Raw genomic sequence first — 19959 nt, forward strand, 5'->3', positions numbered from 1 at the left:
CTCTAAATAGGGAATTTTCGATTCTTTCTGGAAGTCATATTTAGCCATTTGTCCTTGGCAGTGAGGGCATTTAGGAGCGGGATAATCTAGCTTAGCCATGATTTCTTTATGTGTTCCAGCATCTACATAATCTAAAATAGTGATGTTAGGGTCTTTAATTCCGAGTAAGTTTGTGATAAAATTTAATTGTTCCATAAGATTCTTTCTAATGATGGTTTGATCGCTTTTCATTATAGGTCTTATGGGACTTTTTTTCTACAACAAAATAGGCTCCATCATTCCTACAGTGGTTTTACCCACTACAGAAATTATAGAGCCGATTTTTTATTCTTATTTACTTGCCAAAGCTCCCATTGGATCCCATGGTGCTAAGACAATTGGCTCTGCTTTATAGGCAGCTAGCTCTTCAGCAGTAAGAAGATCTTTTCTTACAACGATTTGGTAGGTGTACTCATCCATCCAAGCATCGTCAGCAACAAAATAACCCTTGTCACCAACTTTATCGCCCCAAGAATTTTCCACTTTCCACTTGAGTGACTTACCATTTTCATCTAAATCAACCCCTGTCAAAACCATAGCATGAGTCATAAGGCTCTCGCTGTAATCTAAACGCCCAGCCTTATCCTGAACTAGATCAATATTCATGCTAGATTTGAAATCGTAAGTTGCAGCCGAAAGAATCCCTTTTTTGCGGTTGCTTGATTGACCGACATCAGAGCCAAACCAGACAGTTTCGCCTGCCTGCATTTGTGTAACAGCTAGTTCTTTCAACCGTTCCATTGGCACGTTGAGATAACGTACATCGCGACTCCCTGCTACATTTCCTAACATCTCAACTGTATAAGACTTGCCATAAGGTTTGTCGGCCGTTGGTGCATTGATGACAGACACATAATCTGAAAGTTTGATGTCCACATATTTCTTATAAAAAGCTTGTGGAGTTAAGTTGCGTTCGCAGTAGTAATTATTATCCTTATCACGATAAGCAAAGTCAAACTCACGCGGTGGCAAGCCTAGGGTCATTGCCAAAAAGTTGAAAATTTCTTGCAAAAGTTCTTCTTTTTTGATTTGCAATGCTGCTGCGTCAGCGCCAGTTGCTACGAAATCACGCAAAATTTGAGCATCTTGACGAAGTAGTTTGTTAAGATATTGATTGAGTTCACGGCTGTTGCTTGAAGCACTGCTTTCTGGATAGGCAGATTTTGGCACAACACCGTACTTTTCAAAAAGTACTACAACCATATCCCATTGACCACCGTCTTGCTGAGGAACATCTAGTAAAAATTTGACCTTGCGACTAGTCAATTCTTGGTCAGCTGTAGCAAGCACTTGTTCCAAAAACCAGTTAGATTTTTCATACTTATCCCAAAAGAAAGTGTGAGCTTGAGAAAGTTCAAAATCTTCCAGTTTGAAAGTTCCAATCATCTTATGACGGAAAGTGTTCAAAGCTGCAAACATCCAGCAACGGCCAGAAGCTTTTTGGTTGGTGACAGGATCTTTAGTCAAGTCAAGAGAAAAGACTGGCGCTGTCTCAGCTTCGCTGCTACGACGTTCCAAAGATGACAAAAGCCCATTGTGGCTGACCGCATTTTCTACTGCTGCAAAAGTCGGATTTGCCTCATAAGCAGCAAACAATTTATCTGTAAAATCTTGTTTTAAAGATTGCATAAATACCTCCATTCAATACTTTCTATTATAAAGCTTTTAGAAAAATGTGCAAGTAAAAATCTTATATTCCTTAAGGGCGCTCTAAATATTTTACCTTAGAATTTCGAAGTGACTATTCTTCCATTCCCTCGTTTATTTCTTCTTTTCTAATTTTGAGTAAGGAAAAAACAGTAAACCTATTTTGATTTACTGTTCCTGTGTTAATTAGCCAAACTAGGATTTATCGATACTTTTCATGAATAAATTATTATATTTTTTCCCATCTATATAGTCAGATAGTATAAATATAATAAGAGATATAAGTGTACATAAAATCAGAATATCTAATATAATGTGGTAGGCATCTTTTATGAGAAATTTCTCCGAGAATGGAAAAAAACGATATGTGTTATTAAAAAAAATATTATACTTTTTAATAGCTTTTACATCAAATGAAAAATACATAGAAAATTGAATTATCGTCCAAAATAAAATAAATATCCCGAGTAAAAATCTACCCATTCTATCCTTAAAGATAAAAAATAGGATACATATAAGAAAAATAATCCAAAAAATTAGATCAATTGGCTCATCTTTAAACGCTGATGAAACTATCAAAGAACTGCCTATTTTTAGACCTGTAATATCTAACGTAAACCAAATAAAGAGAAGATAGATCATCAATAATGTAATCTTTTTCATAACTTTCCTCACAAATTCATTTGTTTATTGATTACAATTAACATTACACCATTTTTAAGCCCCTTTCTTCGACATTAAAAAGAGAACCTTCAACTCACTGAAAGTTCTCTCTTTTTCATTTCCAAAAATCATCAAAAATGCTAATTGGCAGATGACGCTTGTGCTCGGTCTTCTTCCACCAATTTTCAATCACTTGCTGAGCTTGCTGGGAAATCGCCTTGCCCTCAAGATAATCATCAATATCGCGGTAAGTCACACCTAAGGCAACTTCGTCTGCTAGCCCGGGCTTGTCCTCTTCCAAATCAGCCGTCGGCACTTTTTCATAAAGAGCGGAATCGGCACCAAGGGCAGCCAGAAGCTGCTTGCCCTGCCGCTTATTGAGGCGAAAGAGTGGCAAAATATCTGCCCCACCGTCGCCAAACTTGGTGAAAAAACCAGTGATATTCTCGGCAGCATGGTCTGTTCCGATAACCGCTCCGCTATGGCTACCCGCTAGGGCATACTGGGCAATCATACGGCTACGCGCCTTGATATTGCCCTTATTAAAGTCAGAAACTGTGCTCCCCGTCGCTTCCACTGCTTGAGTCATGGCGTCCGCGCTTTCCTTGATATTGACCACTAGACTGACATCTGGCTGGATAAAAGCCAGCGCTCGCTGAGCATCTGCTTCGTCCAGCTGCACGCCATAAGGCAGGCGCACCGCGATAAACTTGTAGCTATCATCCTTGGTTTCCGCCCGCATTTCCTCAATCGCTAGCTGGGCGAGACGCCCTGCCAAGGTCGAATCCTGACCGCCAGAAATTCCCAAAACGTAAGATTTGAGAAAAGGGTGCTTATAGAGATAGGCTTTGAGAAAATCGATTGAGTTGCGAATTTCTTGCTCAGGGTCAATGATCGGCTTGACACCTAATTGATTGATAATATCTTCTTGGAGAGTCATTTCTTTTCCTCTTTCTTGTAAGCTTCCCTACGAACACAGTCAATCAGATTCATCTTATTGTCCCAAACATCCTTGGCCAAATCAACAGGATAATGTTGTGGATTGAGCACCCGCTTGTATTCGTCCCAAAGTTTGTCAAATTCACGACGTGCATAGACTTGGATATCAGTGAGACTTGGCAAATCGTAAACCAACTTACCATTTTCAAAAATGGATTGTAAAAGGGGAACAGCGTCAAAGTCTGTCACTGTCTTATTAATGTAGGTGTAGGTTGGATGGAACATATAAATTTCATCCATGGCATTCACATCAACATCCGTAAAGGTAATATAGTCTCCCTCAGACTTACCCTTTTCACGACTGGTAATCCGCCAAACCTGTTTTTTGCCTGGTATCGAAACTTTTTCTGCATTACTGGATAACTTGATTGTGTCGCGCATTTGCCCAGCATCGTCTTCGATAGATACAATTTTATAGACTGCACCAAGCGCTGGTTGGTCGTAAGCAGTTATCAGCTTTGTACCTACACCCCAGACATCAATCTTCGCCTTTTGCATCTTCAGATTGAGAATGGTGTTTTCGTCCAAGTCATTGGAAGCATAGATTTTTGCATCTGGAAAACCAGCATCGTCTAGCTGCTGACGTACTTTTTTGGAAATGTATGACAAATCCCCAGAGTCAATTCGTACACCAAGAAAGTTAATTTCATCTCCTAGTTCACGAGCCACACGAATGGCAGCTGGTACCCCTAAGCGGAGAGTGTCGTATGTATCAACCAAAAAGACACAGTCGTGGTGAGTTTTAGCATAGGCTTTAAAAGCCTCATAGTCATTGCCATAAACCTGCACTAACGAATGGGCATGGGTTCCAAGAACTGGAATGTCAAAGAGTTTTCCCGCTCGCACATTACTGGTGCCGTCAGCGCCACCAATCACCGCAGCCCGAGTGCCCCAAATAGCTGCGTCCATTTCCTGAGCGCGTCTCGTACCGAATTCCATAAGCGGCTCATCCTCAATAACCGAGCGAACCCGCGCCGCCTTGGTCGCCACCAAGGTCTGGTAATTGATAATATTGAGCAAGGCTGTTTCGACCAGCTGACACTGAGCCAGCGGTCCTTCCACTTGAACGATTGGTTCATTGGCAAAAACTAAATCACCTTCTTGTGCTGAACGTACCGTTAACTCCATCTTCATATTTGCCAAATAGGCCAAAAAGTCTTCTGCATACCCCTGATCGCGGAGATAAGCCAGATCACTTTCTGTAAAATGTAAATTTTGCAAATAGCCTATAATCCGCTCTAATCCCGCAAAAACAGCATAACCATTGTGAAAGGGATTTTGACGGAAATAAGCCTCAAAAACTGCTTTCTTATCCTGAATACCTTGTTCAAAATAGACCTGCATCATATTAATTTGATATAAATCTGTATGCAAGGTCAAACTATCATCTGGGTACATAATAAACCTCTTTTACTTGTTCATTTTCTTACTATTATACCACAATTCCCTCAAGGAAAAAAGCAGCCTTCTACAAGGCCGCAAAATTAATTTTTATTTTTAAATTTATACTGACTATAAAGCCCTAAAATGACAATCCAGATAACTGATCCAATAGCGCCCTTGAGCGTTGATTCTTGCAAGAACATCGTTACAAAAACAAAGGAAAAAAAGACCATGGTTAAAGGGTTAAGAATTTTGTAAGCCGGCATAAGGTAACCATCTGACAAGAAATCCTCTGACTTACGATAACGCAAGTGTGCGATCATAGTCAACGTATAGATAGCAATATAAACGCCAGATGAGGAAGCTGCAATTAAAGAAAATGAATCGGATACACCCGGAAGAACATTGATCAAAGCTGCCAAGGCGATCGTTGCAACCGACACTAAAATAGCATTCTGAGGCACATGCTGACGAGATAACTTGTTTGCCCCTAGTTTGAGCAAAAGTTTATTTGGCGTTTCAAGAGCAATTTGATAAAGATGACGCCCAGTCGAATACAAAGCCGAGTTCAACGCGGAGGCCGCTGAGGTCAAAACCACAAAGTTAATCAAAGCTGCTGCCCATTTGACTCCTGCAAGCTGAAAAACTGTTACAAAAGGCGATTCAGTCGCAGATAATTGTCGCCAAGGGATAATGGTCATGATGGCAAGGAGAGACCCTCCATAGAAAAGGACAATTCGTAGGGGAATTTCCTTAATTGCTTTCGGTAAAACCTGCCGCGGATTGGCCGTTTCTGAGGTTGTAATTCCAATAAATTCGATAGCCTGATAGGCGAAGAAAACCATTTGAAAAGCCATTACAAAGCTAACCCAACCATTGGGGAACAGACTGAAATTGTCAAAAATATTGTGAAGCCCCACTGCCCCGTGAGGTGTTTCAAAACCAGTTAAAGCCATGAAAATTGCCGTTGCAATCAAAGCTAGAATCGCAACGATCTTAATCATAGCAAACCAAAATTCAACTTCCCCGAAAATTCGTACAGCGATGAGATTGACTGAACTAAGAATCGCTAGAAAAACCAACTGAATTGCCCATGAAGGCCAAGTAGGAAACCAATATTGAACGTACTTGGCTACGGCTGTAATATCTGCCATTCCTATGCAAATCAGGGAAATCCAGTAGGACCAGCCTGAGAAATAACCCCAGCCATTGCCTAAATATTTAGTAATAAAATTGATGAAAGTATGCTGATCGGGATCATAATAAAGCATTTCACCAATCGCACGCATCATGAGGTACATGAAACCCCCAGTCAAGGTATAAACCAAAAGAATTGATGGTCCGGTCAAATTGATAGTTCGTCCAGCTCCCAAAAAGAGACCTGTTCCAATCGTTCCAGCAATCGCAATTAGCTGCACATGTCGGTTTTTCAGTCCTCTCTTTAAACCATTTTTATGAGGATGTTTATTTTTTTCAGACATGAAACTCTCCTTTTCTGTATTTTCCCATTTTACTACATTTTTGGTCATTTGGGAAGAGGAAACTTGAAATTTATTTGTAATTTTCTGAAAATTTCTTTTTTAAAAAGAAGACTGGTCACCCAGTCTTGCTTACATATTTTGAATATAGTCATAAACTCCTTGACCTGCGACAGCTCCATCACCGACGGCAGTTGTAATTTGGCGAAGGTGCTTCTGGCGAATATCGCCGACAGCAAAAATCCCAGCTCGAGATGTTCTCATTTGATCATCTGTGATCACCCAACCGTTTTCATCTGTGATTTCTAAATTTTTGAGAAAATCACTCGCCGCATCTAGTCCGACGTAGATAAAGACGGCGCCAACTTCCTTAGTTGTGACCTCTCCTGTCTTGACATTTTCCAATTCAACAGCAGTTACGCGTCTGTCGTCTCCTTTGATTTCCTTGACAACGCTGTCCCAAATAAAAGAAATCTTTTCATTTGCAAAAGCACGCTCTTGCAATACTTTTTGGGCTCTCAGTTCATTGCGGCGGTGAACAATGGTTACAGTTTTTCCAAACTGAGTTAGAAAAAGTGCTTCCTCAACAGCAGAATCACCACCACCAACGACTAGAATATCCTCGTCTCGGAAAAATGCCCCATCACAAACTGCACAATAAGAGACACCTCGACTATTATATTCTTCTTCACCAGCAACCCCTAAAAGTCTGTGGCTAGCGCCTGTCGCGATGATAACAGACTTGGTTTCAAGTCGTCCATCGTCCGTTGTAATTTCTTTATAAGTGCCCTTATCTTCAATCGCTTGAACATTTCCCCAAAGGTATTCAACTCCAAGACCTTCGAGAGGTTCAAACATCTTTTCGGATAATTCTGGGCCAGAAATATTGGCATAACCCGGATAATTTTCGATATCCGCCGTATTGTTCATCTGACCGCCAGGGATACCTCGCTCTAAAAGTGCAACTTTTAGATTGCTACGAGCCGCATAAAGGGCAGCAGTCATGCCAGCAGGGCCACTTCCAATAATAATCGTATCGTACATAAATAGTTCTTCTTTCTGTTGTGATTACTAATCATTCTAATGCTTGTAGATTATTTTTGCAAATCTTACGCTCGCAAGACCATGATGATCCCAACTGTGGCAAAAGTTAAAATCGGAGTTGTCATAATGGCAATTAGCAGAACATCAAAAAGATGTGACTGCCGTTCTTTAGCTGTTTTATCTTTGTGGCGCATAACCCGCCAACCAATCCACAAACCAGCCGCCACAGCCACTAAAATACTGGTTATAATTAAAGCCTCTATATAAACTGATAAAATTTGTTGTAACATACTTTACTCTTATTCTTCAAAATAGTGGTAACAAAGTCAAGTTATGAAAAAAAGACTGAGAATCACCCAGCCCTTATTATACCATATTAAGCAAAAGTTCGTTTGTAATTGGCAAAAAATTCCTTGGTTCTTTCTTCCTTGGGATGATTGATAATGTCATCAGGCGTACCTGACTCAATGATATGTCCCTTGTCCAAAAAGAGAACCTTGTCCGCCACTTGAGCCACAAAAGACATGTCGTGGCTGACCAAAACCATGGTTTGACCCGACTTAGCTGCGTCAGCAATGGATTTTTGCACCTCGCCGACCAACTCTGGGTCTAGTGCCGATGTAGGCTCATCTAGCAGCAAAACATCTGGCTTCATGGCCAGTGCTCGCGCCAAAGCCACCCGCTGCTTTTGCCCACCGGACAAGTGTCTTGGATAGTGGTTTTCGCGGTCAGACAAGCCAACTTTTGCCAATTCTTCTTTGGCAATTTTTGTGGCTTCTTCCTTGGATAACTTTTTGACGACCAGCAAGCCTTCTTTGACATTATCTAGAGCAGTTTTGCGACCAAAAAGATTAAATTGCTGGAAAACCATGGACAATTTTCGCCGCAAAGTCAAAATTTCTTCCTTGGAAATCGTAGCAAAATCGACCTTAAAATCGTCAATTTCAATGGAGCCACTGTCAGGCTTCTCTAGATAATTGAGGCTGCGCAAGAAGGTTGATTTTCCTGCACCGGATGAACCAATTAAAGCAATCACCTCGCCTTTTTCAATCGTTAAACTCAAATCATCCAAAACTTTCTGACCTGAAAAGGACTTACTTAAATGTGAAATTATAATCATCAGATAAGATCTCCTTTCGTAATGGCATTTGTATCTGGCACTGGAATTTCCATCCTGCCTTCAATCCAACGACCGAACATTTCAATCACAATATTAACTACCCAGTAGACTAAGGCAACTGAAATAAAGCGTTCAAAGTAACGATAGTCTGCACCACCTAAAATTTGTGCTTGGGCAAATACTTCAACAACTCCCGCACTGAAAGCTAGCGAAGTCCCCTTGGTCAAGCCAATCAAGGAGTTAATCAGGGTTGGTGTCGCAACAACTGCAGCGTTAGGAATAATCACTCGGCGATAAACCTGGGCATTAGTCATACCAAGGCTGCGTGCCGCTTCAATCTCTCCCTCGTTGACCGACAAAATCGCCGCCCGAATGGTTTCGCTGGCATAAGCCGCTTCATTGAAAGCAAAGGCAACAACCGCAAAAACTGAAGCAGGAATGCTATTAATATCAAAGTGAGTGCCATAGCGGAGGTTTAGAGCCTTGAGCACAAGCGGAATCCCATAATAAGTTAGCATAAGCTGCACAAGTATCGGAGTTCCTCTCAAAAAACTGACAAAAACCACTTGGATTGGATACAATACTTTTACACGATTAATCTTTACGATAGCAAAAACCAGTGCTAAAAGGATCCCAAACAAAGCACCTCCTGCTGTCAACAACAGGGTGGTCGGTAATTTTTCAATAATCCTTGGCAGCCCGTCAAAAACCGCGCGCAAACTGAAAAGCTGACCATCTGGAATACTTTTCATAACATCACTATACCAATCTCCTACAATCAGAGGGAATGTCATCTTATCTTTTCCTTTCGTACTTTTTACTAGCAGTTTAACACATCTGTCAACTTGTTGCAACAATTATGATTACAACATTTATTCAAGGCCTGAAACAAAATCACCGCCGAAATATTGCTCACTCAGCTTTTTCATGGTGCCGTCTTTTTTCAGGCTGGCAATTCGCTTATTGACAAACTGAGCCAGCTCTTCGCCCTCTTTATCCTTGGCAAAAAGGAAGTATTCCACGCCGTCTTTATTGGAGCCAACCTTGTCTTTCAAATTGGCCACCGAGAGATTTAGCCCTTGGTCTTTGACAACATATTTGGCAGAAATGGCGTCATACAGGATAAAATCGATTTTCCCATTTTCGATATTTTGCAAACGCTGAGCAAGCCCGGTCTTGTCAGAGACATAATTGACCTGAATCGGGGTCTTGTCAGGATGTTCCTTGTTCCAATTCTCCAGCGCCTGGGCATAATTCGAGCCCGGCAGCGCCTCTGCGGTCTTGCCTGAGAGCTTGTCAAAGCTGTCTAAATCGCCGTTCTTGCTGACAATGGCATAATTCGACAGCGAAACAGGGTCTGAAAAGAGATATTTTTGCGCTCTTTCTTCATTGTAGTTGATGTTATTTGCCACCAGCTGATAACGCCCAGAGTCAACCCCGGTCAAGATAGAAGAAAAAGGAACCGTCTGAAATTCGACCTTGTATTCCTTGCTATCCTTGAAAATCGCCTTGACCAAGTCAATATCATAGCCCTTAAAGTCATCCTTTTCCTTAAAGGTAAAAGGCGCCGTATCTGAATCCGTTGCTACGGTCACGTTTTTTTGACTACCGCCTGCCTGATTACTTGTCTGTTGGGAACAACCCGCTACAAATAGGGCTGTGAAAGCAAAACATGCGGCTAAACTTTTTTTAAATTTCATCTTTTTACCTCGTCTCTACATTCCTTTAGTTTAACATGCAAAAAAGAATTTGCCTAATACAAATTCTTTATAGAGGTGATAGTTATTTTTTATAGCCCTAGAAAGTCTGGCGTTTGGCCTTGCGTTCGGCTCGACCACGCGCCCGATTTTCCGCCCGTTTGGTCTTGCGCCGCTTCTCATTGACCGCCCACTGGATTTTCTTCTTGTAGCCCGGCTTGATTTTCTTCTTTTTCTTCTTGACCAAGCCCAGCATCTCATTATCCAGCTTTTCGCGCGTTTTTTCACGATTGAGACGGCGGTCACGGTCATAGGTGTCGACAAATTCGCCATTTTTTATCATTTTTGGCAAAAATTTAATACCCATTTTTTCCAGCTCGCGGATGTCTGAGTCATCGCTCGGTTGGTAGAGGGTAATGGCTGTGCCAGCAAGTCCATTGCGCCCTGTCCGTCCGACGCGGTGCACAAAGAAAGACAAGTCCTGCGGAATGGCATCGTTGATGACATGGCTGACGCCTTCAATATCAATACCACGCGCCGCCAAATCCGTCGCCACAATATACTCAAAATCAAGATTTTTGACTTGGTTCATGATGCGCTTGCGCTCGCGCGGAGCGATGTCTCCGTGAATTTTAGCAACCTTCAAGCCTTGCTCACTCAGATAAGCATGTAAATCATCCGCCCGCGTCTTGGTATTGACAAAAATCATCGCCAAATAAGGCTGCAAGAGCTGGCTGATTTCATAAATTTGTGCATTTTTATCGCGCCCCTTGGTCGAAATCAACCAATTTTCAATCGTGTCTGAAATGACGGTCTTGGTTTTGATTTGCTCAATGACCGGCTGAGACAGGTATTTTTTCAAAAAAGGCTGCAATTTTTGCGGAATGGTGGCTGAGAAAACCAGAAATTGCAAGTCTTTGGGGAGGCTGGCAGCAATCTTGTCCACCGTTGCCAAAAAGCCCATGTCAAGGGTCATATCCGCCTCGTCCACCACAAAAGTATGCGCCTTGTGAATGGCTAAATGCCCCGACTGCACCAAGTCATAAATCCGCCCCGGCGTCCCGACAACAATCTGCGGCTGACTGTGCTGCAATTTCTCAATTTGCCGCGCTTTATCCGTCCCTCCGACAAAGTTTGAAACCTGAATATCTTGGTCAGAAAAGTTGGCAATCTGCCGCGCCGCTTGATAAATCTGGCTGGCTAACTCACGACTAGGTGCCGTAATCACCGCTTGCACCGCCTTGTTTTCTTCGTCCAATTCCTGAAAAATCGGCAGCAAGAACGTGTGGGTCTTGCCAGATCCCGTTTTTGATTCACCGACCAAGTCGCGCCCTGATAAGACGACCGGTATCAGCTTTTCCTGCACTTCGGTCGCCTCGACAAAGTTCAAATCCGCCAGTGCTCTTTGAATGTATTCCTTAAAATTAAAATCCGTAAATTTCATCTTGACCTCTATTCTTCGATAACTCTCTCTATTATAGCAAAAAAACGGACTTTCTGCTTGGGTGAAAAAAGAGACCGTCGGAGCAGTCTCTTACCTTTTATTTTTTCTTTTTGTAAAATGCTAGGAAGTAGAAGAAAACTGGCAAACCAATAATGCTTGTTATTTCCCCAAGTCTGTAAGCAGGCTCTACTGCCGAATCTATCATTAACATTTTATAAAGCGTATAGGGTGCATAAATTGTACAGATAATGGCTACTACTAAAGCCCATTTTCTTTTAACCATAAAACATCAAACCTCTCTTTACAAATACAAAATTGCTAGTGTAATCAAACTCATGGCAAGACCAATTCCCCAGAGGAAAAAGTCAACCTTCCATTCAGACCATTTAGGGCCATTCCCCGACAAGCCACCTAACTCAAGATGATGATGAAAAGGTGTCATCCGAAAAATCCGACGACCTGCGCCATATTTTTTCTTGGTGTACTTAAAATAAGTGACCTGTAGCATGACTGAGCTAGTCTCAAGCACATAGACGAGGCCAATCAAGAGCAGGGTCCATTCCTGATGCAGAGCAATAGAAATGGCAGCTAGCATCCCACCAAGAGCGAGACTTCCCACATCACCCATAAAGACCTTAGCAGGTTTATGGTTGAAGACAAAGAAACCTAGCAAACCGCCAATCATACTCAAAATAACAATCAAAATATCAAGGCGCTTTTGTTCTAGTGCAATGACCGCATAAGCAGCAAGGCTAATAACGACAGAGATACTTGCCAATCCATCAATTCCATCAGTCAAATTGACCGCATTAGAAAAACCAACCAGCCAAAAAAGTGCAAAAAATACATAGGAGAAACCTAAATGAACTGGAAAACCAAAGACATTGAGCATATCGCCTGCACCATGATGATCATAAAAGAGATAGAAAACGATTCCCCCAATAATCTGAAAGAGCAACTTTTGTTTGGGATTAAGCCCCTCATTGATTTTCCGGAAAATCTTAAGAAAATCATCAAGAAAACCAACGGCTCCATAAAGCACCAAGATGAAAAGAACAACTAGTACCGTACTTGTCAGATTACTCGTTATAAGTGCCGTAAAAAAGCTAATCAAAACGCTAGCTAGCAGAAAGACCAAGCCGCCCATAGTTGGCGTACCCGCTTTGGCTTGGTGCTGAATAACATCTTCGTGCATCTGCTGCCCAGAAATATGAGCCTTATGATAGACTCGAATAAAAATTGGAATCCCTACTAAAGTGATCGCAAGAGTTAAAATTCCTGCTACGCTTGCTATAAACATATTAGTCTCCTAGAGTAATCTTCATTTTTTTAATTTTTTTCAGCGAAGTATTTGTAGCAACATTTTGCTTGACGACAGTTGAACCTTGACCAGAGAAGGTTACCTCAATATCCATCCACTTAGCAAATGTTTCAACATTCTCCTTAGTCCATCCATACATATCTGGCATTTCAGAGATATCATTTGTTCGGATTAAAATTTGTTGATTTGCTTTTAAATTACTACCTTTTTTGACAGATACTTCTTTAATTTGACTGCCATTGCCTAAGATAATAGGCTGCACTAAGTTACGTCGCATCTCGGCTGCAAAATCCCCCGGAACACGGTCTTTTGTACTTGGCAATTTATATTTTGTTTCCTTAGTCGTCGCATCTAATCTATCAGAAGGAGTTGTTAGATTTAGTGTATCCTTCATTATCGTTGCTTCTTCCAAAATCGGATTTACAACTGTTTCCCAAAAAGTTGGCGACCAGTGCTCTGGCTGTTGTACCGTCACATACATAATAAATTCTGGATCCTCTGCTGGAACCATAGCGACAACTGAGTTAAGTGTATTTGTATCACCTTCTAGATAGGTCCCATTTTCTGGAATTTGGGCTGTTCCTGACTTAACAGCAACCTTGTAATTTCCTACTTGAATAATTGGGACACCATTTACTTGGAGCGTCCCAAAGTTAGGATCTGTTCCGACGGTAATCATGTAATTACGCGTTTGGCTGGCAGCGTCTTTTGACACTGGATTTCCCACGACCTCACGTTCACTTTGACGAGCACTATCATTGGCATTATCATAAATGGCTGAAATAAACTTGGGCTCAATCATTACCCCGTTGTTGGCGATAGACAAGAAAGCTCGAAGCATTTGAATCTGAGTAACAGCAATCCCTTGTCCAAAAGAACTCATAGCACGACTGACAATATTGTCTGTTGGAAGCGAGCCAGAAGACTCGTCCAAAAGACCAAAACGAGTACGCATACCAAATTTAAATTTGCTCAAATAATCCATCCATTTGGCATCACCCATTTTTTGTTCCAACATAGTCATCCCTATGTTACTAGAATAGGCAAAGGCTTGAGCAAAATTAAGAGTCCGCCCAGAGGCTATTCCCATATTGACATCCCAGTCTTTTATGACCGCATCGGCAATTCGCAACTGATCGTTAAAGTAGTATTCCGTTGTGTTGAAATTGCCACTGTCGATAGCTGAAGCTAGAGTCATGACTTTTAGAGTTGAACCCGGCTCATAATTGCTTTGATAGAGTAGGTCTGAGCCGATACTATTCTTATCAAGCCCTTCTTTCGTATCAGCATTATAGGTTGGCCGCTGGGTGGTCGCAAGAATTTCTCCTGTTTTCGCAGCTACTAAGGTAGCACTCACATAGCGGCCTTTAGCCTTTTCTTGAAAAGCATCCATTCGGATTTCTAAATCATTTTGCAGGGTACTCGAAAGAGTGGTGTAAACATCTTTTCCATCTACTTTACGAGTGGAAACTTGTTCAGACCCGGGCACGATATTCCCATTTTTATCTTTTTCGTAAGTCGTTACCCCGTCTGTCCCAGCTAATATTTTATTAAATGACCGCTCTATTCCACCTGTATTCCCAACAAGTGTCTTACTGCCATCTTTTTTGTCCTCAACTAATTGAGCCAGCCCAATAAATTGCGAAGCAAAAATCCCATTTGGATAACTCCTACTAGGACTTGTCGTAAAGGCAATCCCTTCGATGTGGTTCGCTTTCATCTCATCACGAATAGCAGTCATAACACTATAGGTGATGCCATTTCCTTTACCACCAAAAGAAACTTGCTTTAGTTTTTTTCGTGATAGTTGCTCCTTGACATAGGCTTCATCCATACCGAGGCGATTCTTGAAAATCTCCGCTACCTTACTATACTGAGAAGGTTTTACATAAAGAATCTTTCCCGCAGCTGATTTATATTCCTTATCAATCACCGCATAAACATTATAGGTCGTTGAGTCCTCTGCGATGACGTTGCCGTTTCGGTCATAAATCGTGCCCCGTGTCGCAGGCACTTTTAGCTCCGTTGTGTGAACACGCTTAGCTCCTTCAGATAAATTCTCACCAAACTTGCTGTCTGTCCCAATGATCATAGCAAAATTAATTAGAAAGATAAAAAAGAGAAAAACCGTAAGCAAGCTGAGATTTTTCCCAACACGCTTGCGATTGGCCTCTGGTGTCATCCGATTACGCAACACATAGTCTAGAAATTTTTTCTTCGTATTTCTCATGGCTTCCCTACCACTACTACATTTTTATCTTGAATTGTCATTTTCTGTGAACTGGCAACTTCGCCTAAACGATTGCGTCTAGTCAGCTCATTAACCTCTTGCTTAGCATCATCTAGTTCTGTTTGCTTAGACTCCACTTTACTATTAACCGTTGTTAAATCACGCTGAACCTGTAGTAATTTTGTCTGCATGAAAACTACGCTCACCGCCATGATAAGCGCAGTCAAGATAATTGATCCATAAAAAGCCTTTTCAACGCGCGAAAATTTACTGACCCGCGCTTGTAAGGTTTCCACTCGTCCTCTTTTTACATTTGCCATCGTTTTTCCTCATACTTTTGTCTAATCTTTTTTACTATTTATGTATCTTTTGCGCTACACGCAACTTAGCAGAATGAGCGCGGTTGTTCATCTCTAATTCTTCTTTACTTGGTAAAATAGGTTTGCGATTGACTAATTTTAGCTTGGGCTGCAAATCTTCTGGAATGAAAGGCAAGCCTTTAGGCACATCGACCGTTGAGGCTTCCTTGAACAGCTGCTTGGTCAAGCGGTCTTCCAAAGAATGAAAAGTAATGACTGAAATCCGTCCGCCGACTGCAAGCAAATCAATGGCCTGCTGCAAAGACTCGTCTGCCGCTCCCAGCTCATCATTGACTGCTATCCGAATCGCCTGAAAAATCTGCTTGGCCGGGTGCCCTTTTTTCTTTAATTCCTTAGCGGGCTTGGCTGATTTGATAATCTCTGCCAGCTCCGTCGTTGTTTCAATCGTCTTTTTCTCCCTAGCCTGCTCAATCTTGCGGGCAATCTGCTTGGAAAACTTATCTTCACCATATTTAAAGAAAATTCGCACCAAGTCTTGATAAGAATAGTGATTGACCACCTCGTGAGCTGTCAAACTTGCCTCGCGATTCATTCGCATATCTAGAGGAGCGTCTTTTTTATAGGAAAATCCGCGCTCGCGCTCGTCCAGCTGCGGGCTGGAAACACCCAAATCATAACAAATGCCGTCAATTTCTTCTACACCGAGCTCCTCTAAACGCGCCTTTAGATTACGAAAATTGTCCTTGATAAAGGTCACCATGCCCTGCTCAACATAGGGTGCCAAGCGCTTTTGGGCATTATCAATCGCCGCCTGGTCTTGGTCAAAAGCATAAAGATGCCCCTGAGAGCCTAGCTTACTGAGTAGATACTGACTGTGCCCCGCTCCGCCTAGGGTGGCATCCACATAGATTCCGTCTTTTTTCACCTCAAGCTGGTCAATCGTTTCATGAAGAAGAACTGTTACATGATGAAATTCATTTGTCATATCTCTATCATTATAACACAATCAAGGGCAAAACAAAATTTAAAAAATATTTTGTCGCATATCGCTCAAAAAAGAAGCAAGTATATTCGACATATAATGTACACCAGTATTGCATCTTTTATCAAAAAGGATTATACTTTAGGCATTAGGGGTGCTCTATTCCCAAAATAGTAAAAATCATGAGCACCATATGTCTAAAGTTAGAAAGGATAAATTATGAAAAAAGAAGATATAAAAAGGATAAAATTATTTTTTATTATTATCATTCTAGCGATCGATATTTATTTAGCTTTTTATGGTTTTACTCATAATAATATGCTTTTAGCTGGAGTTGGCTTATTAGGAATGCTCTCGCTCTTCATAAATCTTAAACGAAAGTGAGAACATGATTATAACAGGCGTGATTCTTTATATCAGACACATCCAGATTTGACCATTTATAACCTTGATATGCACTTTTCTCCTACGTTCCATTCTTGAAATAATAGACTTTGAACTTGCCTTTTTAGCTTTTCCTTTGGTACAATAGCAATATGTTCAAAAAATTCTCTACCAAACGAATTCTGTTAATAGCTTTACTCCCTTTTAGTATCAGTCTGTATCTCTTTTTCACAACAACTGAACCGACTATTTTCTGGTTGGCTGCGGCAGTTCTTGCGGCATGCTTTTACCTACTCTACAAATCATTTAAGAAAAATAGTGGAAGAGATAAACTAAAAAAATAGGATAGCCTCTCTAACATTACTCTTCTGCTTTAGGAATTGAAAACCTTTCTTTTCAGTTCTTTTTTCTTAGATTTATGTTAAAATAAAGGCAACATTTAAAAAGGATTTTAGGATATGTTTCGTTTTTTTTCGCGTCTGACACCAGCACGACGAATTTTACTTAGCTTTGCCATGGTTATCCTTGTCGGATCGCTTTTACTAAGTCTTCCATGGATGCAAGTACCAACTTCATCTGCCCATTACATCGATCACCTCTTTACAGCCGTATCTGCAGTTTGTGTAACCGGGTTATTTACTAAAGCAGTGGCAGATACCTATAATGTTTGGGGGCAACTCATCTGCATGTTGCTGATTCAGATTGGGGGGCTGGGGCTTATCAGCTTTATTGGTCTATTTTATGTGAGAAGTAAGCAAAAACTTAGTTTCTCCAGCCGAACAACAATTCAAGAAAGTATTAGCCATGATGAAAGCAAATCCATGAAAGATTTTATTCGGGCTATTTTTCTCATTACCTTTAGTTTAGAAGCACTTGGAGCATTCCTGCTTAGTTTTCGTTTCGTTCCACTCTTAGGCTGGGGAAAAGGAATTTTCTCTTCTATTTTCATCGCAATTTCAGCTTTCTGTAATGCTGGCTTTGATAATCTGAGCGCTAACAGTTTTTCGCCCTATCAGATAGATCCCCTCATCAATTTAACAGTTGCGGCACTGATTATTATGGGAGGGCTAGGATTTTCCGTTTGGTTTGATCTCAAGACCAATGTACGGCCAAAACAAGGACCGCGCAGACTTCGTTTTCATACCAAAGTGGTCTTGATGTTAACAGGAGTTATTCTAGCAACCGGAACTATTTTGACTCTTATTACTGAATATAATAACCCTGCCACTATTGGCAATCTCAGCTTTGGTAATAAATTACTAGTCAGCTTTTTCCAATGTGTTAGCATGAGAACGGCGGGATTCTCCAGCATTGACTACACACAAGCTCATTCGGTAACCTTACTGCTCTACTCACTACAAATGTTTATCGGAGGAGCCCCCGGAGGAACTGCTGGTGGTTTGAAAATAACAACTCTTCTTGTTGTCATTGCCTTTGCTCGAACAGAAATCTTGGGTCTTCCCTACACCAACTTTCGGTCTCGAACTTTCTCGGAAAAGACGACTCAAAAAGCTTTCACTGTCTTATTTGTTTTTACTCTTACTTTTCTGATTGGTTTAACTTTCCTTAGTCTATTTGAAGGAGATAATCATCGTTTTATCCATTTACTATTTGAAACTGTATCTGCCCTCGCAACAGTTGGAGTATCTGCCAATGTCACGACGACACTCAGTACAGCTGGGCTAATTGTCATCATGCTACTGATGTTTATCGGACGCATTGGACCATTGACTCTGATTGTCAGCATTTCAGATCATAAACCAGATAAAAAAGATACTATAAAACAGGCTAAGGCCAATGTCTTAGTTGGTTAAATTTATACTATTATTGATTAAAAAGGAAAAAATATTATGGCAAACCGTACGATTGGCGTTCTAGGACTTGGTGTCTTTGGACGCAGCATTGTTAACACCCTCAGTAAATACGATTGCGACATCATTGCTGTAGATGACCACGAGGAAGCAATCAACCACTTTGAACCAGTCCTTGCGCGCGGTGTAGTGGGAGATTTCACCGATCAAGAACTTTTGCAAGCTGCTGGGATTGATACTTGTGACACAGTCGTCGTAGCAACAGGAGAAAATCTAGAGTCTAGTGTCCTCGCTGTTATGCACTGCAAATCTTTAGGAGTTGAAAAAGTAATTGCTAAGGTTAAGAGTAAGACGACTCGTCAAGTATTGACTAAAATTGGAGCGGATCGAGTCATCTCACCTGAGCGTGAGACAGGGATTTCTCTTGCTAAACACTTACTCCATCGCGATACAACAGATGTCATCCAACTGGACAAAAATGTCTCTATTATCGAATTTTACCCACCTAAGCGCTGGTTAGGTAAACGCCTGGGTGAACTTGACCTCCGCCAGCGTTACAAGCTTAATATCATTGGCTACCGCAAACGCGAAGATGGTAGCCTTGATGTTCAGATTGATCCAGACTTTGTCTTTAAAGAAGATGAACTTCTCATGGCAGTGACAGATAGCAAAATTGTTGACCATTTTGAAGATGTGACGAGGTACCTATGATGGATAAGAGTTGTGTTTTTTGTAGTCAAGCTACTCCTTTGTTAGAAAATGAACTTGCCCTTGCTTTCTTTGATCAATCACCAGTTAGCCCAGGACACCTACTGATTATTCCTAAAGTTCATCGGCAAGACTACTTTGATTGTAGTAAGGAGGAACTTGCTGCAATCAACGATTTAACAAGGTAAGCAAAGTTTTATCTAGAAGAGCAATTTAGACCCGACAGTTACAATATTGGTTGGAACTGTGGTCAATCTGCAGGACAAACGATCTTCCACTGTCACATGCACCTCATCCCTCGTTATCAAGGAGATGTGAAAAATCCCACTGGTGGTGTCCGTGGACTGATACCTGATAAACAGAATTATAAAAAACGATGAAAAATGAAAAGAACCGCTTATAATGGACAGTATAAAAAATGTGGCTCTTTGTCAACTGTAGTGGGTTAACGCAAAGTCATACCCTGGAGAGAACCGAATTGGTTCTCTCCTTTTTGATATTTAAAGCGATGAGGATTCTAGTTTTAAAGTTGTCAAAGTTCCGAAAGCCGAAAGCATTTCGCTTGATGACTTTGATGAGGTTGTTAGTGGCCTCTAGCTTTGCATTTGAGTAAGGGAGTTCAAGAGCGTTGATAATTTTATCTTTGTCCTTGAGAAAGGTTTTAAAAACAGTCTGAAAGATAGGATTTA

At 41.2% G+C, this 19959-nt stretch carries 20 protein-coding genes and 2 pseudogenes; 4 read left to right on the plus strand and 18 right to left on the minus strand.

The annotated features are described in order from the left end of the window. The 17 genes and pseudogenes from A3I3_RS0105605 to rsmH all read right to left on the minus strand — a co-directional run. Nucleotides 1-195, minus strand: a pseudogene (locus tag A3I3_RS0105605) (ISL3 family transposase); the annotation flags it as partial. A gap of 135 nt (nt 196-330) precedes the next feature. Continuing rightward, nucleotides 331-1668 (minus strand): aminopeptidase C, encoded by a 1338-nt coding sequence (gene pepC / locus A3I3_RS0105610; protein ID WP_018371755.1) that lies wholly within the window; start codon nt 1666-1668, stop codon nt 331-333. 213 nt (nt 1669-1881) lie between these two features. Then, nucleotides 1882-2349: a hypothetical protein gene (locus tag A3I3_RS0105615; RefSeq protein ID WP_018371756.1), complete on the minus strand. Its 468-nt coding sequence runs from the start codon at nt 2347-2349 to the stop codon at nt 1882-1884. 115 nt (nt 2350-2464) lie between these two features. Next, nucleotides 2465-3289 (minus strand): ammonia-dependent NAD(+) synthetase, encoded by an 825-nt coding sequence (gene nadE / locus A3I3_RS0105620; protein WP_018371757.1) that lies wholly within the window; start codon nt 3287-3289, stop codon nt 2465-2467. Continuing rightward, nucleotides 3286-4746: a nicotinate phosphoribosyltransferase gene (locus A3I3_RS0105625; RefSeq protein ID WP_018371758.1), complete on the minus strand. Its 1461-nt coding sequence runs from the start codon at nt 4744-4746 to the stop codon at nt 3286-3288. Before A3I3_RS0105625 ends, nadE begins: the two co-directional genes overlap by 4 nt. 86 nt (nt 4747-4832) lie before the next feature. Beyond that, entirely contained in the window at nt 4833-6212 is a 1380-nt protein-coding gene (locus A3I3_RS0105630) for an amino acid permease (RefSeq protein ID WP_018371759.1), read from the minus strand. A gap of 129 nt (nt 6213-6341) precedes the next feature. After that, nucleotides 6342-7253 (minus strand): thioredoxin-disulfide reductase, encoded by a 912-nt coding sequence (trxB, locus tag A3I3_RS0105635; protein ID WP_018371760.1) that lies wholly within the window; start codon nt 7251-7253, stop codon nt 6342-6344. Between the two features lie 65 nt (nt 7254-7318). Further along, nucleotides 7319-7543, minus strand: a complete 225-nt coding sequence (locus A3I3_RS0105640) for a DUF4059 family protein (protein WP_018371761.1) — start codon at nt 7541-7543, stop codon at nt 7319-7321. Nucleotides 7544-7629: 86 nt separating this feature from the next. Continuing rightward, nucleotides 7630-8373, minus strand: coding sequence for an amino acid ABC transporter ATP-binding protein (locus A3I3_RS0105645; protein ID WP_018371762.1), 744 nt, complete (start codon nt 8371-8373; stop codon nt 7630-7632). Further along, complete coding sequence (locus A3I3_RS0105650; RefSeq protein WP_018371763.1) at nt 8373-9167, minus strand: amino acid ABC transporter permease; 795 nt, start codon at nt 9165-9167, stop codon at nt 8373-8375. The genes A3I3_RS0105645 and A3I3_RS0105650 overlap by 1 nt, the downstream gene beginning before the upstream one ends. 78 nt (nt 9168-9245) lie before the next feature. After that, a complete protein-coding gene (locus A3I3_RS0105655) occupies nt 9246-10073 on the minus strand; it encodes a transporter substrate-binding domain-containing protein (RefSeq protein WP_018371764.1) in 828 nt (275 codons plus the stop codon). A 97-nt stretch (nt 10074-10170) separates the two neighbouring features. Then, nucleotides 10171-11514, minus strand: a complete 1344-nt coding sequence (locus A3I3_RS0105660) for a DEAD/DEAH box helicase (RefSeq protein ID WP_018371765.1) — start codon at nt 11512-11514, stop codon at nt 10171-10173. 97 nt (nt 11515-11611) lie between these two features. Continuing rightward, a complete protein-coding gene (locus A3I3_RS0105665) occupies nt 11612-11797 on the minus strand; it encodes a hypothetical protein (protein ID WP_018371766.1) in 186 nt (61 codons plus the stop codon). 18 nt (nt 11798-11815) lie between these two features. Beyond that, entirely contained in the window at nt 11816-12814 is a 999-nt protein-coding gene (gene mraY, locus A3I3_RS0105670; RefSeq protein ID WP_018371767.1) for a phospho-N-acetylmuramoyl-pentapeptide-transferase, read from the minus strand. 1 nt (nt 12815) lies between these two features. Further along, nucleotides 12816-15065 carry a penicillin-binding protein PBP2X gene (gene pbp2x, locus A3I3_RS0105675; RefSeq protein ID WP_018371768.1) on the minus strand — a complete coding sequence of 750 codons (2250 nt, stop codon included), beginning with the start codon at nt 15063-15065 and terminating at the stop codon, nt 12816-12818. Then, the gene (ftsL, locus tag A3I3_RS0105680; protein ID WP_018371769.1) at nt 15062-15385 is read right to left on the minus strand and encodes a cell division protein FtsL; all 324 of its coding nucleotides are present in this window, start codon (nt 15383-15385) and stop codon (nt 15062-15064) included. The genes pbp2x and ftsL overlap by 4 nt, the downstream gene beginning before the upstream one ends. A gap of 34 nt (nt 15386-15419) precedes the next feature. Next, nucleotides 15420-16370, minus strand: coding sequence for a 16S rRNA (cytosine(1402)-N(4))-methyltransferase RsmH (gene rsmH, locus A3I3_RS0105685; RefSeq protein ID WP_018371770.1), 951 nt, complete (start codon nt 16368-16370; stop codon nt 15420-15422). A gap of 216 nt (nt 16371-16586) precedes the next feature. On the opposite strand from rsmH, the gene A3I3_RS10985 reads away from it, so the two are divergent. The 4 genes and pseudogenes from A3I3_RS10985 to A3I3_RS11110 all read left to right on the plus strand — a co-directional run bounded on the left by A3I3_RS10985 (nt 16587) and on the right by A3I3_RS11110 (nt 19650). Continuing rightward, the gene (locus tag A3I3_RS10985) at nt 16587-16751 is read left to right on the plus strand and encodes a hypothetical protein (protein ID WP_018371772.1); all 165 of its coding nucleotides are present in this window, start codon (nt 16587-16589) and stop codon (nt 16749-16751) included. Between the two features lie 458 nt (nt 16752-17209). Then, nucleotides 17210-18565 carry a TrkH family potassium uptake protein gene (locus A3I3_RS0105700; RefSeq protein ID WP_018371773.1) on the plus strand — a complete coding sequence of 452 codons (1356 nt, stop codon included), beginning with the start codon at nt 17210-17212 and terminating at the stop codon, nt 18563-18565. A gap of 36 nt (nt 18566-18601) precedes the next feature. Then, the gene (locus A3I3_RS0105705; protein ID WP_018371774.1) at nt 18602-19273 is read left to right on the plus strand and encodes a potassium channel family protein; all 672 of its coding nucleotides are present in this window, start codon (nt 18602-18604) and stop codon (nt 19271-19273) included. Next, nucleotides 19270-19650: pseudogene (locus A3I3_RS11110) on the plus strand (HIT family protein). Before A3I3_RS0105705 ends, A3I3_RS11110 begins: the two are co-directional and overlap by 4 nt. A 76-nt stretch (nt 19651-19726) precedes the next feature. Here the strand turns inward: A3I3_RS11110 and A3I3_RS0105715 are convergent. Then, a partial coding sequence (locus A3I3_RS0105715) for an ISL3 family transposase (protein WP_018371776.1) occupies nt 19727-19959 on the minus strand: 233 nt, incomplete at its 5' end.

The organism is Streptococcus massiliensis DSM 18628 (assembly GCF_000380065.1).
Classification (GTDB): Bacteria; Bacillota; Bacilli; order Lactobacillales; family Streptococcaceae; genus Streptococcus; species Streptococcus massiliensis.

Coding starts and splice junctions, on each gene's coding strand:
- A3I3_RS10985 (WP_018371772.1), top strand. CDS start 16,587: ATGAAAAAAGAAGATATAAAAAGGATAAAATTATTTTTTATTATTATC.
- A3I3_RS0105640 (WP_018371761.1), bottom strand. CDS start 7,543: ATGTTACAACAAATTTTATCAGTTTATATAGAGGCTTTAATTATAACC.
- A3I3_RS0105615 (WP_018371756.1), bottom strand. CDS start 2,349: ATGAAAAAGATTACATTATTGATGATCTATCTTCTCTTTATTTGGTTT.
- A3I3_RS0105705 (WP_018371774.1), top strand. CDS start 18,602: ATGGCAAACCGTACGATTGGCGTTCTAGGACTTGGTGTCTTTGGACGC.
- mraY (WP_018371767.1), bottom strand. CDS start 12,814: ATGTTTATAGCAAGCGTAGCAGGAATTTTAACTCTTGCGATCACTTTA.
- A3I3_RS0105625 (WP_018371758.1), bottom strand. CDS start 4,746: ATGTACCCAGATGATAGTTTGACCTTGCATACAGATTTATATCAAATT.
- nadE (WP_018371757.1), bottom strand. CDS start 3,289: ATGACTCTCCAAGAAGATATTATCAATCAATTAGGTGTCAAGCCGATC.
- pepC (WP_018371755.1), bottom strand. CDS start 1,668: ATGCAATCTTTAAAACAAGATTTTACAGATAAATTGTTTGCTGCTTAT.
- A3I3_RS0105655 (WP_018371764.1), bottom strand. CDS start 10,073: ATGAAATTTAAAAAAAGTTTAGCCGCATGTTTTGCTTTCACAGCCCTA.
- ftsL (WP_018371769.1), bottom strand. CDS start 15,385: ATGGCAAATGTAAAAAGAGGACGAGTGGAAACCTTACAAGCGCGGGTC.
- A3I3_RS0105660 (WP_018371765.1), bottom strand. CDS start 11,514: ATGAAATTTACGGATTTTAATTTTAAGGAATACATTCAAAGAGCACTG.
- rsmH (WP_018371770.1), bottom strand. CDS start 16,370: ATGACAAATGAATTTCATCATGTAACAGTTCTTCTTCATGAAACGATT.
- A3I3_RS0105665 (WP_018371766.1), bottom strand. CDS start 11,797: ATGGTTAAAAGAAAATGGGCTTTAGTAGTAGCCATTATCTGTACAATT.
- A3I3_RS0105645 (WP_018371762.1), bottom strand. CDS start 8,373: ATGATTATAATTTCACATTTAAGTAAGTCCTTTTCAGGTCAGAAAGTT.
- A3I3_RS0105700 (WP_018371773.1), top strand. CDS start 17,210: ATGTTTCGTTTTTTTTCGCGTCTGACACCAGCACGACGAATTTTACTT.
- A3I3_RS0105630 (WP_018371759.1), bottom strand. CDS start 6,212: ATGTCTGAAAAAAATAAACATCCTCATAAAAATGGTTTAAAGAGAGGA.
- A3I3_RS0105650 (WP_018371763.1), bottom strand. CDS start 9,167: ATGACATTCCCTCTGATTGTAGGAGATTGGTATAGTGATGTTATGAAA.
- pbp2x (WP_018371768.1), bottom strand. CDS start 15,065: ATGAGAAATACGAAGAAAAAATTTCTAGACTATGTGTTGCGTAATCGG.
- trxB (WP_018371760.1), bottom strand. CDS start 7,253: ATGTACGATACGATTATTATTGGAAGTGGCCCTGCTGGCATGACTGCT.